Below are 13,528 nucleotides of genomic sequence, written 5' to 3' on the forward strand. Positions count from 1 at the left end.
GGCGGCTGCGGCGCGGGCTGCTGCGCGCCGGCCGCACCCGCCATCATCAAGCTGGCGGCGGCCGCGAAAAGTATCGTCTTTCGCATGGATATTCCTTCCCTCGGTTTGGAAAACGGTCGTTTTGGGCTGACTCGGTCACCTCAACCGCCAAATGGGATTGGAAGGTGTCGTCGAGCGGGTCATTGCGTGACCATTGGATGGCGACAATGTGCGCTCCGCGCCCACACAAACTCGCTTTTGGGAGCAATCGCTGATGGCAAGAATTTCCCGTGCCGCCTATGCGCAGATGTACGGCCCCACGGTCGGCGACAAGGTGCGGCTTGCCGACACCCAGCTCTTTATCGAGGTCGAGAAGGATTTTACCGTCCATGGCGAGGAAGTGAAATTCGGCGGCGGCAAGGTCATCCGCGACGGCATGGGCCAGAGCCAGGTATCTAGGGCGGGCGGCGCCGTCGACACCGTCATCACCAACGCGCTGGTCGTCGACGCGCTCGCCGGGATCGTCAAGGCCGATATCGGCCTGAAGGACGGTCGCATCGCCGCGATCGGCAAGGCAGGCAATCCGGACACCCAGGATGGCGTCACCATCATCATCGGTCCCGGCACTGAGATCATCGCCGGCGAAGGCAAGATCCTGACGGCCGGCGGCTTCGACGCGCATATCCACTTCATCTGCCCGCAGCAGATCGAGGAAGCGCTGATGAGCGGCATCACCACGATGCTCGGCGGCGGCACCGGTCCGGCGCATGGCACCTTGGCCACCACCTGCACTCCCGGCCCCTGGCACATGGCGCGCATGATCCAGTCTTTCGACGCTTTCCCGATGAATATCGGGCTGTCCGGCAAGGGCAATGCCTCAAAGCCGGCAGCGCTGGAGGAAATGGTGCTTGCCGGCGCCTGCTCGCTGAAGCTGCATGAGGATTGGGGCACGACGCCGGCCGCGATCGACTGCTGCCTTTCGGTCGCCGACGACTATGACGTGCAGGTGATGATCCACACCGACACGCTGAACGAGTCCGGGTTTGTCGAGAACACGGTTGCCGCGATCAAGGGCCGCACCATCCACGCCTTCCATACCGAGGGCGCCGGCGGCGGCCATGCGCCCGATATCATCAAGGTCTGCGGCCTGCCCAACGTCATCCCGTCATCGACCAACCCGACGCGGCCTTACACGGTCAACACCCTGGCCGAGCATCTCGACATGCTGATGGTTTGCCATCATTTGTCGCCGTCGATTCCCGAGGACATCGCCTTTGCCGAAAGCCGCATCCGCAAGGAGACGATCGCGGCCGAGGACATCCTGCACGACATCGGCGCCTTCTCGATCATCTCGTCCGACAGCCAGGCCATGGGCCGCGTCGGCGAGGTGGCCATCCGCTGCTGGCAGACCGCCGACAAGATGAAGCGCCAGCGCGGTGCGCTGGCTGAGGAGACGGGCAACAACGACAATTTCCGGGTCCGCCGCTATATCGCCAAATACACCATCAATCCGGCCATCGCGCATGGCCTGTCGAAGGAGATCGGCTCCGTGACGGCCGGGAAACGCGCTGATCTCGTGCTGTGGAACCCGGCCTTCTTCGGCGTCAAGCCGGAGATGGTGCTGGTAGGCGGCACAATCGCCGCCGCCCCGATGGGCGATCCCAACGCATCGATCCCGACGCCGCAGCCGATGCACTACCGGCCGATGTTCGGCGCCTACGGCAAGGCGCTGACCAACTCCGCGGTCACCTTCGTCTCCAAGGCGGCTTTTGATGCCGGCTTGCAGGGCAGGCTTGGCGTAGAGAAGGCGATGGTCGCGGTCGAGAACACGCGCGGCGGCATCGGCAAGCATTCGATGGTGCTCAACGACGCCACGCCGCACGTCGAGGTCGACCCGGAAACCTATGAGGTGCGCGCCGACGGCGAGCACTTGACCTGCGCGCCGGCGACCGTGCTGCCGATGGCGCAACGGTATTTTCTGTTTTAGCGCTACCGCATTTCATTCGTCCTGCGGCTCTTCGACCTCATCGCCTGATCGCCATTGGGCTGATGGCTTGGATGGTCTAGGCTCCGGGAAGAGGCAGGATTTGAACCATGTACAAGGCCGTCGGATCACGAGGTTCCCGGGTCAGCCGCGTGCTCTGGATGCTCGAGGAGCTCGGGCAATCCTATGAGTTCGTAGAGGTGAAGCTGCGCTCGCTCGAGGCCTATGCACTGAACCCTTCCGGCAAGGTGCCGATCCTGATCGACGGCGAGCTGACGATCACTGATTCGGCGGCGATCTGCGTCTATTTAGCGGACAAGCATGCCGATAAGGGGATGGGCGGTAATCCCGGGCTCGCCGGCCGCGCCGAGATGGATTCCTGGATGCATTTTGCTCAGAGCGAGTTCGAGGCGCCGCTGTGGAACAAGCTGCGCCACCGCTTCATCCTGCCCAGGGAGCTGCGCGTCGATGTCGGCCCTGCCGCCGCCCATGATTTCGCTTCGGAAGTCAAGGCGCTGGACCGCCGGCTCGGCGACAAGCCTTTTGCGCTCGGCGACCGCTTTTCCGCCGTCGACGTTCTGCTCGGCGATATGGGTGGTTGGGCGCGCGCCGGCCGGTTCCCGGTCGACTCAGATCGCGTCAACGCCTATTTCGATCGCGTGCTGTCGCGACCCGCCCGGGCGCGGGCGCAAGCCAATGGCGGAGCCATGAAATGAAGCTCAACATCAACACCGATTTCACCAAATTTCCGCGCGCCGTCTCGGTGCTCCCGGCCGGCGAGGGCGGAGCGGCGACACCTTTCGACAAGGCTATCTTGACGCATGACGAGCGGCATCTGCGCCGCCGCGCCATCGAAACCGCCGGCGGCGACAGGGTGTTGGTCGATCTGCCCGAGCCGGTGGCGCTCGGCAATGGCGACCGGCTGGTGCTGGAGGACGGCCGCCAGCTCGAGATCGTCGCCGCGCCCGAAGAGGTCTACGACATCCGCGCCCGCGACACCGTGCATCTCACCGAGCTTGCCTGGCATATCGGCAACCGCCACCTCGCGGCGGCAATCGAGGCGGACCGTATCCTCATCCTGCGCGACCATGTCATCAAAGCGATGCTGGAGGGGCTCGGCGCCAGGGTCCGCGAGGTGCTGGAACCGTTCAGTCCCGTGCGCGGCGCCTATTCCGGACATGGCCACGACCATGGCCATGCGCATGATCATCACGGCCACGACCATCACGATCATGATCACGCGCATGGCCATCATGACCACGACCACGATCACCATCATCATCATGACTGACCAGCCGTCCGGTACCGCACTGCTGCGGCTGATGGCCTGGCTGTCGCCGTCCTTTCCGGTCGGCGGCTTCTCCTACAGTCACGGTCTCGAGCGCGCCGTGCATGACGGACTAGTCGCCGATCGCCGGGATCTCGCCGAGTGGCTGGGGACGCTGGTCGAGATGGGCTCGGGCTGGAACGATGCGGTGCTGTTTGCCGAAAGCTGGCGGCGTGCGCGTGACGGCGGCGATATCGCCGAAGTTGCCGCGCTTGCCGAGGCGCTTGCCGGATCGCAGGAGCGTCACGTGGAAACCATGCTCCAAGGCGCCGCCTTCCAAAAAGCCGCCTCTGCCTGGCCTTGTCATGCGCTCGAGCGGCTGCCTGCGGAGTGCCCCTATTGCGTCGCTGTCGGCGCGATCGCTGGCAGCGATGGCATCGGCTTGGCGGACGCGCTGTCGGCCTTCCTGCAGGCCTTCTTCTCCAACCTCGTGCAGGCCGCTATCCGGCTCGGCGTTGTAGGACAGGTCGATGCCACCGCTTTGTTAGCCGGCTTCGAACCGTTGGCGCTCGCGACAGCTGCTCGCGCCGCGAACTCCACGCTCGATGACCTCGGCGGCTCGGCCTTGATATCCGACATTGCGGCGATGAAGCACGAAACCCAATATTCGCGTCTGTTCCGCTCATGATCATACTTGCCTTTGTCCTCTCCCTCATCCTGCTGCTGATCACCACGCTGCATGTCTATTGGGGCATAGGCGGCATCTGGCCGGGAAAGGACGCGAAATCCTGCGCCCGCGCCGTCGTCGGCTTTCGCGGCGTGGATGACATGCCCTCGCCCGTCGCGAGCTTTGCCGTCGCCGCGTGCCTGGCGCTCGCGACGCTATGGCCGCTGGCCCTTGAAGGCGTCTTCGCCTCGCCCTTTCCCAGGCAGGGCCTTGCCGCTACCGCGCTGCTCTTCGGCATCGTCTTCTTCGGGCGAGGCATCGCCGGCTTCACGCCCTGGTGGCGCGGGCTGACGCCGGAGCAGCCCTTCGCACGGCTCGACCAGCGCCTCTACTCGCCGCTCTGCCTGTTGATCGGGCTGGGCTTCGCAATCCTCGCCATCACGGAGTTTCCGGCATGAGCCAACCCAATGGTCCCCTGCGCATCGGTATCGGCGGCCCCGTCGGTTCCGGCAAGACGACGCTCACCGAAAAGCTCTGCAAGGCGCTGCGCGACAGGTTCTCGATCGCCGTCGTCACCAACGACATCTACACCAAGGAAGACGCCATGATGCTGGCGCGCCTGCAGGCGCTGCCGGAGGAGCGCATCGTCGGCGTGGAGACCGGCGGCTGTCCGCACACGGCCATCCGCGAGGACGCCTCGATCAATTTGCGGGCGATCGCCGAGCTGCACCGCAAATTCCCCGACCTCGACATCGTCTTCATCGAATCCGGCGGCGACAATCTCGCCGCCACCTTCTCGCCGGACCTTGCCGATCTGACCCTCTATGTCATTTCCGTTTGCCAGGGCGAGGAGATACCGCGCAAGGGCGGCCCGGCCATCACCCGCTCAGACTTCCTCGTCATCAACAAGAGCGATCTGGCGCCCTATGTGAACGTCAACCTCGACGTCATGCAGGCGGACGCCGCCCGCATGCGCGGCAAGCGGCCATTCGGCTTCACCGATCTGTCGCGCGGCAAAGGTCTGCAGGAGGTGATCGAGTTCATCGTCGAGCTGGGCGGGCTGCAATCGGCACGGCCTGCCGCCTGACCCATCAGTTTGCGGTTGCTGGCAGCCGCCATGCACGGCATGCTCGGCCAAACCGGAGGATTTTCGATGAGCCTTGCCCGTCTGCAGAAGGAAACGCTGACCAACCTGCCTTATTACCAGGAGCGGGTCGATCTCGCCGCCGCCTTCCGCTGGACGGCGCGGCTCAACATGCATGAGGCGGTCGCCAATCATTTCTCGCTGTCGGTCAACGAGGACGGCACGAAGTTCCTGATGAACCCGAACCAGGTGCATTTCTCGCGTATCAAGGCGAGCGATCTGCTTTTGATCGACGCCAACGATCCCGAAACGCTCTCCGGCCCTAACGCGCCCGACCCGACGGCTTGGGGCCTGCACGGCGCCATCCACCGCAACGTGCCGCATGCGCGCTGCGCCATGCATGTGCATTCGATCCACGCCACGGTGCTTGCCTCGCTGGCCGACTCCACCTTGCCGCCGATCGACCAGAACTCGGCCATGTTCTTCAACCGCCATGTCGTGGACCCTCATTATGGCGGGCTGGCCTTCGAAGAGGAGGGCGAGCGCTGCTCGAGACTGCTCGTCGATCCCAAGGTCAAGGTGATGGTCATGGGCAATCACGGCGTGATGGTCATCGGGGATTCTGTCGCCGACACCTTCAATCGCATGTTCTATTTCGAGCGTGCCGCCGAGACCTACATCAAGGCGCTGTGGACCGGTCGGCCGCTGCGCACGCTCTCCGACGAGATCGCGGAAAAGACGGCGAGCGAGATGGACGACTATCCCGGGCAGGCCGAGCGCCACCTTGCCGAACTGAAGGCAATCCTCGACGAGGAAGAGCCGGTCTACAGGAACTGAGCTCCGCGGTTGTGGGTGACGCTGGAGGCTTGGCTTTCGCTTATTTTCGAAGCCGGGCGCTGCCCCTCACACTCTCCCCGTGAAGCACGGAGAGAGGGAAATCGCAGCGTCGGAGCGTGTCCCTTCTCCCCGTAGTCACCGGGAGAAGGTGCCGGCAGGCGGATGAGGGGCAGCGTCGAGGCCTGGAAAGTCTATTCAGAGACCCAATTGCGCCCGCAGTTCCTCGGCGCTGTTGATGACGATTGCGCCGGGCGGCCCTTCCATCGGCGCTTCCGGCCAGAAAATCGTCTTCATGCCGGCAGCCAGGCCGGCCATCGCGCCGGTGCGGCTGTCGTCGACCGCGACCGCGTCGGCCGGATCGACGCCGGCGAGATAAGCCGCGCGCAGGAAGGGTTCCGCATGCGGCTTGCCTTGGCGTACGTCGTTTCGGCTCACCGTGTGCATGCCGGGATAGACGAGACCGACCGCGCCGAGATTGGCGTCAACGATCAGCCGGTCGGAATTGGACACCACCGCCTGCTCGACGCCTAGCGCGCGCAATTGGTTGAACACCTCGATCGCGCCGGGCCGCGGCTTGAGCGTCTCGGCCATCGGCAGATAGTGGTCGTATTTGCGCACGATCCAGTCATCGAAGTGCAGGTCGAGGCCGAACTGGTCGCGCAGCATTTCGTAGACCGGCCATGCCGCGACGCCCAGCACGCGTTCGTGCAGGTCGGTCGGCGGCGTGATGCCGACGCTGCGCAAAGCCGCCACAAGTGCTGCCTCGTGCAGCGGCTCGCTGTCGACCAGCGTGCCGTCCATGTCCCAGAAAACCGCTTTCGGCGTCATGCAAGGCTCCTTTTGCCGATCCCTTAATGGGTTTCCGGTCAGAGATAAACCGCTCTCCCGGCAAATGGCTGAAGCGAGTGCGAACAGGGCCAACCTTGGTCGGCAGCGGCGCAAGCAATTGCTCTTTCAATTTGACAATTGCGCAGGGCCGCTTTCGCTGTAATCTAGAGGGCCCGCTATTGTCGGGCTTGGGGAGGCAGAATGTGAACGCGCGACAGGAAACCGGCAGCACCAGGTTGGACGACGCCGCGCGGGCCGGCTGGCTCTACTATGTTGCCGGCAACACCCAGGATCAGATCGCCGCCAAGCTCGGCATTTCCAGGCAGACGGCGCAGCGGCTCGTCTCGCTGGCGATGTCGGAAGGGCTGATCAAGGTCCGCGTCGATCATCCGATCGCCAATTGCCTCGACCTTGGCGCGCGGCTGAAGTCGCGTTTCGCGCTCGATCTCGTCGAAGTGGTGCCGAGCGATCCGACCTCGTCCTCGACGACGATCGGCGTCGCCGAGGCGGCGGCTGCCGAGATCGAGCGGCGGCTGCGCTCCGCCGCCCCCATCGTCATGGCGATCGGCACCGGGCGCACCCTGAAGGCGGCGATCGAGCTGTTGCCGCCGATGGAGTGCCCGCAGCACAAGGTGGTGTCCTTGACCGGCAACATCTCGCCCGACGGCTCGGCCGCCTTCTACAACGTCATCTTCACCATGGCCGACCGGGTCAAGGCGCGCTCCTTCCCGATGCCGCTGCCGGTCATCGCCTCCTCGCCGGAAGAGCGCGACATGCTGCTCAGCCAGCCAATGATCCAGCCGACGCTGGCGCTGGCCGCGGAGGCCGACGTCACATTCGTCGGCATCGGCGATCTCGGCCCGAAGGCGCCGCTCTATGAGGACGGCTTCATCTCGGAGGGGGAACTGAAGGCACTGCAGAAAGCCGGCGGCGTCGCCGAGATCGTCGGCTGGGTTTTCGACCGCGAAGGCCGCATGATCGAAGGCATCACCAACGACCGCGTTTCGTCCGCCGCCTTGCCGTCACGCGAGAAGTCCTTGGTCATCGCACTTGCCATGGGCGAGCGCAAGCTGCCGGGCATTCTCGCCGCCGTGAACCGTCGTTTGGTCAATGGCCTCATCACCGATGAACGGACAGCCACCGCCCTGCTCGGCGGCGCGTGATCGTGATGCTGGGCTCGGGCGAATCTGACGCGACGAGCCGTTGGCGATAAAAAGAAACCCGGCTATTTGTAGCGTCCATGCGGATCGTTGCCGTCGAGGAAGCCCATATCCCGCTGCAGGTGCTCCGACAGTTCTCGGACATCGACATAGCCGCGCCTGCGGCTGGCGAACAACGACAATTCCCGCGCCAGCAGCGAAATCCATCCATGTATCGGGGTCGAATCGAGTTTTTCCTGCATCGGGGTCATGATCGTCAGCCTTCGCTATGCTTGAACTGGAGTGGTCGTCGACCCCAAATATCGGGCTGATCGGCACGTGCTTCCAATCAAACGTCGATCATGACCCATAAAGAGGCCTTATGCCCGATCTGAGCTCCCGGCAGAATGTCCAGCTCCCGCCTCTGCAGGCGATTCGGGTGTTCGAGGCCGTGGCCAGGCACCTCTCCTTCACCAAGGCCGCCGAGGAGCTCGGCATGACCCAGGCCGCCGCGAGCTATCAGATCAAGCTTCTGGAAGAGCGCATCGGCGCGCCGCTGTTCCTGCGCCGTCCACGGCAGATCGAGCTGACCGAACCCGGCCAGCGTCTTGCGCCGGCTGTCAGCGAGGCATTCGCGCTGCTGAGCGGCGCCTATGCGGCCGCCCGAGCCGGCGCCGACGGCGTGCTTTGCGTTTCCACCCTGCTCACCTTCGCCTCGAACTGGCTGGCGCAGCATCTGGGATCCTTTCAGGTCGCGCACCCCTCGCTTGCCGTGCGTGTCGACACCTCGAACCGAGTCGTCGATTTCGCGCGTGAGGATGTCGACATCGCTATCCGCTCCGGCGGCGGCAAATGGCCTGGCGTGGAAACGCATATGCTGTTCAGGGCCGACTTCACCCCGGTGCTCAGCCCCAGGCTTGCGGCGAGCATCGGCGGCGTCAAGGAGCCCGCCGACCTGCTCAAGCTCCCCATCCTCGATCCCGGCGACATCTGGTGGCAGGAATGGTTCGCGCTCGCCGGCCTGCCCGCGGAGGAACTCGCCAGCCGTCCCGGCACCAGCATGGGCGCGCAGGCCTATGAGGCCAATGCCGCGATGGCCGGGCAAGGTGTTGCGATCGTCACCAGCGCCCTGTTCAAGAACGAGCTTGCCGACGGCCGGCTGATCCAGCCCTTCGACCTCGTCGGCGACGACGGCCACGCCTACTGGCTGGTCTATCCCACTGCCCGGCGCAACGTGCCGAAGATCCGCGCCTTCCGCGATTGGATTCTCGCCGAGATCGCCTGTCAGTAGGCCGGCATCACAGCCTGCCGTCTCCGCTACGCATCGCCCAGACGGGCGCGGCATCGATTTGTGCTGCGCTGCAGCATCGATTCCGGCTTGACATAATTCACACTTAGTGAGTAATTGCCCACAGCCAAGGCAAATGCTCATCTTGGTTTTAGGGAGGAATTGATGAAACTTCGCACGCTCACCCTGGGCCTGTTGTCGGCCAGCGCCCTTGCATTCGCCGCGCATGCCGAATCCATCACCATCGCCACCGTCAACAACGGCGACATGGTCCGCATGCAGAAGCTGACGGACGACTTCACGAAGGCCAATCCCGACATCCAGCTCAACTGGGTCACGCTCGAAGAAAACGTGCTGCGCGAGCGCGTCACCACCGACATCGCCACCAAGGGTGGCCAGTACGACGTCTTGACTATCGGCACCTACGAGGTTCCGATCTGGGCCAAGCAGAGCTGGCTCTTGCCGCTCGAGAAGCTCGGCGACGACTACGACGTCAAGGACATCATCCCGGCCATTGCCGGCGGCCTTTCGGTCGACGGCAAGCTCTATGCCGCGCCCTTCTACGGCGAGAGCTCCTTCGTCATGTACCGCAAGGACCTGATGGAGAAGGCGGGGCTCAAAATGCCCGACGCGCCGACCTGGGACTTCATCAAGGAGGCCGCCGACAAGATGACCGATCGGGCCAATGGCGTGAACGGCATCTGCCTGCGCGGCAAGGCCGGCTGGGGCGAGAACATGGCCTTCCTGACCGCCATGTCGAACTCCTTCGGCGCCCGCTGGTTCGATGAGAACTGGAAGCCGCAATTCGACCAGCCGGAATGGAAGAACACGCTGCAGTTCTATGTCGACCTGATGAAGGCAGACGGTCCTGAGGGCGCGTCCTCCAACGGCTTCAACGAGAATCTTGCGCTCTTCCAGCAGGGCAAGTGCGGCATGTGGATCGATGCCACCGTCGCCGCGTCCTTCGTCTCCGACCCGAAGGCCTCGCAGGTCGCCGACAAGGTCGGCTATGCGCTGGCGCCCGACAAGGGTCTCGGCAAGCGCGGCAACTGGCTGTGGGCATGGTCTCTCGCCATCCCGGCCGGCACCAAGAAGGCGGACGCCGCCGAGAAGTTCGTCTCCTGGGCGACCTCGAAACACTACCTCGAACTGGTGGCTTCGAAGGAAGGCTGGGCCAACGTTCCGCCCGGAACGCGGACCTCGCTCTACAACAATCCGGAGTACCAGAAGGCAGCGCCCTTCGCGAAGATGACGCTGGACTCCATCAATGCCGCCGACCCGACGCATCCGACCGTCAAGCCGGTGCCCTATGTCGGCGTGCAGTTCGTGGCCATCCCGGAATTCCAGGGCCTCGGCACCACCGTCGGTCAGCTCTTCTCCGCCGCTCTTGCCGGCCAGTCGAGCGTCGATGATGCGCTGAAGCAGGCCCAGGACGCGGCGACCGCCGCGATGACCGAAGGCGGCTACCTCAAGTAAGGCTCCTCCCGGTGCCGAACGCCGGTAGCGGATCATGACCGGCATAGGCCGCCCGAAACCCAGTTCGGGCGGCCACCTCTGCAATCAGGAATTCTGGCACAAGTCTAAATCCGGCTGACCTTGGGAGGGTGACCGTCATGGCTACTCAGCAAACCCGTTCGCTTGCGCGTTTCATGATGGCGCCGTCGGTGATCCTGCTGTTCGTCTGGATGATCGTGCCACTGGTCTTTACGCTGTGGTTCTCGTTCCTCCAGTACAACCCGCTCAATCCGATCCGCGATGGGTTCGTCTGGTTCGCCAATTACAAGCTCTTCTATTCCAACCCCGCCTTCCTGCAGTCGATCCTCAACACATTGACCATCGTCGTCAGTGTCCTGGCCATCACCGTGATCGGCGGCATCCTTTTGGCGCTGCTGCTCGACCAGCCGATCTGGGGTCAGGGCTTCGTGCGCATCCTGGTCATCTCGCCGTTCTTCGTCATGCCGCCGGTGGCGGCACTTGTCTGGAAGAACATGATCATGCACCCGCAATACGGCGTCTTTGCCGATATTGCCCGCTTCTTCGGCGCCAACCCGATCGACTGGTTCGGTCAGCACCCGCTGACCGCAGTCATCCTGATCGTCGCCTGGCAATGGCTGCCGTTCGCGACGCTGATCCTGCTCACCTCGCTCCAATCGCTTGATGGTGAGCAGAAGGAGGCAGCCGAGATGGATGGCGCCGGCTTCCTCAGCCGCTTCTGGTATCTGACGCTGCCGCACATGTCGCGCGCCATCACCGTCGTCATCCTGATCCAGACGATCTTCCTGCTCTCGGTCTATGCCGAGATCCTGGTCACCACCAATGGCGGTCCCGGCTACGCCTCCACCAACCTGCCGTTCCTCGTCTACCAGAAGGCGCTCTTGGAATTCAAAATCGGCCAGGCGTCGGCAGGCGGCGTCATCGCGGTCATTCTCGCCAACATCGTCGCCTTCTTCGTCATGCGCGCGGTCGGCAGGAACCTGGACAAGTAGGGGCAAGACGATGCCACTTGCGCTGAACCACACCCACTCCGTCCCGCTGCGCGGGACACCTCTCCCCCTGCCCGGGGGAGAGGAGACGCCTGCATCGAAGCCCCGCGCTTCCTCTACCCCGTCGATCGGGGGAGAGTTGGTTTGCGCAGCAAACCGGAGTGGGGGTCGATCCTGCCGCCAACATCGCCGATACGGGAGGACCTGACATGGCACGCGCAGTCACCACCCAACACAAGACGATCGCAACAGTCGCGGCGTGGGTCGTCGCCCTGCTGATCTTCTTCCCGATCCTTTATACGATCATCACCTCCTTCAAGTCGGAACAGGAGGCGATCCAGGGCTTCGCCTTGATCCCGTCCGGCACCACGGAAAGCTACTCCGAGGTGCAGGCGCAGAGCGGTTATTTCAAGTTCTTCCTGAATTCCGTGATCCTGTCGGTCGGCTCGACCGTCCTTGCGCTCATCGTCGCCGTGCCGGCGGCCTGGTCGATGGCCTTTTCGCCGACCAAGCGGACCAAGGACATCCTGATGTGGATGCTCTCAACCAAGATGATGCCGGCCGTCGCGGTGCTGTTCCCGATCTATCTCATCTTCCGCGACACCGGCCTGCTCGACAGCCGCATCGGCCTCACCATCATGCTGATGCTGATCAACCTGCCGATCGTGGTCTGGATGCTCTACACCTATTTCCGCGAGATCCCGGGCGAGATCCTCGAAGCGGCGCGCATGGACGGCGCCTCGCTGTGGAACGAGATCATCTATGTGCTGACGCCCATGGCCGTTCCCGGCATTGCCTCGACCATGCTCTTGAACATCATCTTGGCCTGGAACGAGGCGTTCTGGACGATCCGCCTGACCACCACCGAGGCCGCACCGCTCACCGCCTTCATCAGCTCCTTCTCCAGTCCGCAGGGCCTGTTCTGGGCCAAGCTCTCGGCGGCCTCGACATTGGCGATCGCGCCGATCCTGATCATGGGCTGGTTCAGCCAGAAGCAGCTGGTGCGCGGCCTGACCTTTGGCGCCGTGAAGTAAGCCGTAAGCGGCGGACGAAATCCGGGGAGGAAACCATGGGAAACATCACGCTCAAGAACGTCTCCAAGTCCTTCGGGTCGACGACGATCATTCCGAACATCGACCTCGCCATCGAGGACGGCGAGTTCGTCGTGTTCGTCGGCCCCTCGGGTTGCGGCAAGTCCACGCTGCTCAGGCTGATCGCCGGGCTGGAGGACACCAGCGGCGGCACCATCAGCATCGATGGCCGCGACGTCACCCGCGAGGCGCCGGCCAAGCGCAAGCTTGCCATGGTCTTCCAGTCCTACGCGCTCTACCCGCATATGACGGTCGCCAAGAACATCGCCTTCCCGCTGAAGATGGCCGGCGAGGACCAGGCGACCATCGATAAGAAGGTCAAGGACGCGGCGCGCGTCTTGAACCTCACCAACTATCTCGAGCGGCGCCCGGGCCAGCTCTCCGGCGGCCAGCGCCAGCGCGTCGCCATCGGCCGCGCCATCGTGCGCCAGCCATCGGCCTTCCTGTTCGACGAGCCGCTGTCCAACCTCGACGCAGCCCTGCGCGGCACCATGCGGCTGGAGATCAGCGAGCTGCATCATCAGCTGAAGACGACGATGATCTACGTCACCCACGACCAGGTCGAGGCCATGACCATGGCCGACAAGATCGTCGTGCTCAATGCCGGCAACATCGAGCAGGTCGGCTCGCCGATGGAACTCTACAAGACGCCGAAGAACCTGTTCGTCGCCGGCTTCATCGGCTCGCCGAAGATGAACTTGATCGAAGGCGCGCCGGCCGACAAATATGGCGCCAAGACCATCGGCATCCGGCCCGAGCACATCAACATCTCGACCACGGCCGGCGACTGGAAGGCGACGGTCGGCGTTGCCGAGCATCTCGGCTCCGACACCTTCCTGCATGTCCAGACCGATGGCATCGGCACGATCAATGTGCGCGCC

The 13,528-nt window shown here is 63.9% G+C and carries 15 protein-coding genes; 13 read left to right on the forward strand and 2 right to left on the reverse strand.

All coding sequences use genetic code 11. The annotated features are described in order from the left end of the window. Window positions 1-250: 250 nt before the first annotated feature. The 7 genes from ureC (at window position 251) to EOA75_RS17300 (ending at window position 5,818) form a co-directional block, all read left to right on the forward strand. Window positions 251-1,966, forward strand: a complete 1,716-nt coding sequence (gene ureC / locus EOA75_RS17270) for an urease subunit alpha (RefSeq protein ID WP_164747421.1) — start codon at window positions 251-253, stop codon at window positions 1,964-1,966. 107 nt (window positions 1,967-2,073) lie between these two features. After that, window positions 2,074-2,679 carry a glutathione S-transferase family protein gene (locus EOA75_RS17275; protein ID WP_127324730.1) on the forward strand — a complete coding sequence of 202 codons (606 nt, stop codon included), beginning with the start codon at window positions 2,074-2,076 and terminating at the stop codon, window positions 2,677-2,679. Continuing rightward, on the forward strand, window positions 2,676-3,254 hold the full coding sequence (gene ureE, locus EOA75_RS17280) for an urease accessory protein UreE (RefSeq protein ID WP_067323973.1): 579 nt from the start codon (window positions 2,676-2,678) through the stop codon (window positions 3,252-3,254). Before EOA75_RS17275 ends, ureE begins: the two co-directional genes overlap by 4 nt. Next, window positions 3,196-3,918 (forward strand): urease accessory protein UreF, encoded by a 723-nt coding sequence (locus EOA75_RS17285; RefSeq protein WP_245466656.1) that lies wholly within the window; start codon window positions 3,196-3,198, stop codon window positions 3,916-3,918. Before ureE ends, EOA75_RS17285 begins: the two co-directional genes overlap by 59 nt. Further along, complete coding sequence (locus EOA75_RS17290) at window positions 3,915-4,355, forward strand: DUF3995 domain-containing protein (protein ID WP_127247898.1); 441 nt, start codon at window positions 3,915-3,917, stop codon at window positions 4,353-4,355. Before EOA75_RS17285 ends, EOA75_RS17290 begins: the two co-directional genes overlap by 4 nt. After that, window positions 4,352-4,984, forward strand: coding sequence for an urease accessory protein UreG (gene ureG, locus EOA75_RS17295; protein ID WP_127215807.1), 633 nt, complete (start codon window positions 4,352-4,354; stop codon window positions 4,982-4,984). The genes EOA75_RS17290 and ureG overlap by 4 nt, the downstream gene beginning before the upstream one ends. A 66-nt stretch (window positions 4,985-5,050) precedes the next feature. After that, window positions 5,051-5,818, forward strand: coding sequence for a class II aldolase and adducin N-terminal domain-containing protein (locus tag EOA75_RS17300; protein ID WP_067324682.1), 768 nt, complete (start codon window positions 5,051-5,053; stop codon window positions 5,816-5,818). A gap of 195 nt (window positions 5,819-6,013) precedes the next feature. Here the strand turns inward: EOA75_RS17300 and EOA75_RS17305 are convergent, their stop codons facing one another. Further along, complete coding sequence (locus EOA75_RS17305) at window positions 6,014-6,646, reverse strand: HAD family phosphatase (RefSeq protein ID WP_066999155.1); 633 nt, start codon at window positions 6,644-6,646, stop codon at window positions 6,014-6,016. A gap of 203 nt (window positions 6,647-6,849) precedes the next feature. Here EOA75_RS17305 and EOA75_RS17310 point away from each other — a divergent pair, with 203 nt between their 5' ends. After that, window positions 6,850-7,809 (forward strand): sugar-binding transcriptional regulator, encoded by a 960-nt coding sequence (locus EOA75_RS17310; protein ID WP_127324731.1) that lies wholly within the window; start codon window positions 6,850-6,852, stop codon window positions 7,807-7,809. A gap of 62 nt (window positions 7,810-7,871) precedes the next feature. Here the strand turns inward: EOA75_RS17310 and EOA75_RS17315 are convergent, their stop codons facing one another. After that, complete coding sequence (locus EOA75_RS17315; RefSeq protein WP_127324732.1) at window positions 7,872-8,057, reverse strand: hypothetical protein; 186 nt, start codon at window positions 8,055-8,057, stop codon at window positions 7,872-7,874. Window positions 8,058-8,167: 110 nt separating this feature from the next. On the opposite strand from EOA75_RS17315, the gene gcvA reads away from it, so the two are divergent. The 5 genes from gcvA to EOA75_RS17340 all read left to right on the forward strand — a co-directional run. Beyond that, a complete protein-coding gene (gcvA, locus tag EOA75_RS17320) occupies window positions 8,168-9,076 on the forward strand; it encodes a transcriptional regulator GcvA (protein ID WP_066999164.1) in 909 nt (302 codons plus the stop codon). A gap of 162 nt (window positions 9,077-9,238) precedes the next feature. Next, entirely contained in the window at window positions 9,239-10,549 is a 1,311-nt protein-coding gene (locus EOA75_RS17325) for a sugar ABC transporter substrate-binding protein (RefSeq protein ID WP_066999167.1), read from the forward strand. 137 nt (window positions 10,550-10,686) lie between these two features. Continuing rightward, window positions 10,687-11,559 carry a sugar ABC transporter permease gene (locus tag EOA75_RS17330; protein ID WP_066999170.1) on the forward strand — a complete coding sequence of 291 codons (873 nt, stop codon included), beginning with the start codon at window positions 10,687-10,689 and terminating at the stop codon, window positions 11,557-11,559. Between the two features lie 206 nt (window positions 11,560-11,765). After that, window positions 11,766-12,590 carry a carbohydrate ABC transporter permease gene (locus EOA75_RS17335; RefSeq protein ID WP_067323984.1) on the forward strand — a complete coding sequence of 275 codons (825 nt, stop codon included), beginning with the start codon at window positions 11,766-11,768 and terminating at the stop codon, window positions 12,588-12,590. Window positions 12,591-12,625: 35 nt separating this feature from the next. Next, the coding region (locus EOA75_RS17340; protein WP_164747420.1) for an ABC transporter ATP-binding protein at window positions 12,626-13,528 on the forward strand (903 nt) is incomplete at its 3' end.

The sequence above is a fragment of the Mesorhizobium sp. M1A.F.Ca.IN.022.07.1.1 genome (assembly GCF_003997575.1).
In the GTDB taxonomy this organism is placed as follows: Bacteria; Pseudomonadota; Alphaproteobacteria; order Rhizobiales; family Rhizobiaceae; genus Mesorhizobium.

Coding starts and splice junctions, on each gene's coding strand:
- EOA75_RS17275 (WP_127324730.1), top strand. CDS start 2,074: ATGTACAAGGCCGTCGGATCACGAGGTTCCCGGGTCAGCCGCGTGCTC.
- ureE (WP_067323973.1), top strand. CDS start 2,676: ATGAAGCTCAACATCAACACCGATTTCACCAAATTTCCGCGCGCCGTC.
- EOA75_RS17285 (WP_245466656.1), top strand. CDS start 3,196: ATGATCACGCGCATGGCCATCATGACCACGACCACGATCACCATCATC.
- EOA75_RS17290 (WP_127247898.1), top strand. CDS start 3,915: ATGATCATACTTGCCTTTGTCCTCTCCCTCATCCTGCTGCTGATCACC.
- ureG (WP_127215807.1), top strand. CDS start 4,352: ATGAGCCAACCCAATGGTCCCCTGCGCATCGGTATCGGCGGCCCCGTC.
- EOA75_RS17300 (WP_067324682.1), top strand. CDS start 5,051: ATGAGCCTTGCCCGTCTGCAGAAGGAAACGCTGACCAACCTGCCTTAT.
- EOA75_RS17305 (WP_066999155.1), bottom strand. CDS start 6,646: ATGACGCCGAAAGCGGTTTTCTGGGACATGGACGGCACGCTGGTCGAC.
- EOA75_RS17315 (WP_127324732.1), bottom strand. CDS start 8,057: ATGACCCCGATGCAGGAAAAACTCGATTCGACCCCGATACATGGATGG.
- gcvA (WP_066999164.1), top strand. CDS start 8,168: ATGCCCGATCTGAGCTCCCGGCAGAATGTCCAGCTCCCGCCTCTGCAG.
- EOA75_RS17325 (WP_066999167.1), top strand. CDS start 9,239: ATGAAACTTCGCACGCTCACCCTGGGCCTGTTGTCGGCCAGCGCCCTT.
- EOA75_RS17330 (WP_066999170.1), top strand. CDS start 10,687: ATGGCTACTCAGCAAACCCGTTCGCTTGCGCGTTTCATGATGGCGCCG.
- EOA75_RS17335 (WP_067323984.1), top strand. CDS start 11,766: ATGGCACGCGCAGTCACCACCCAACACAAGACGATCGCAACAGTCGCG.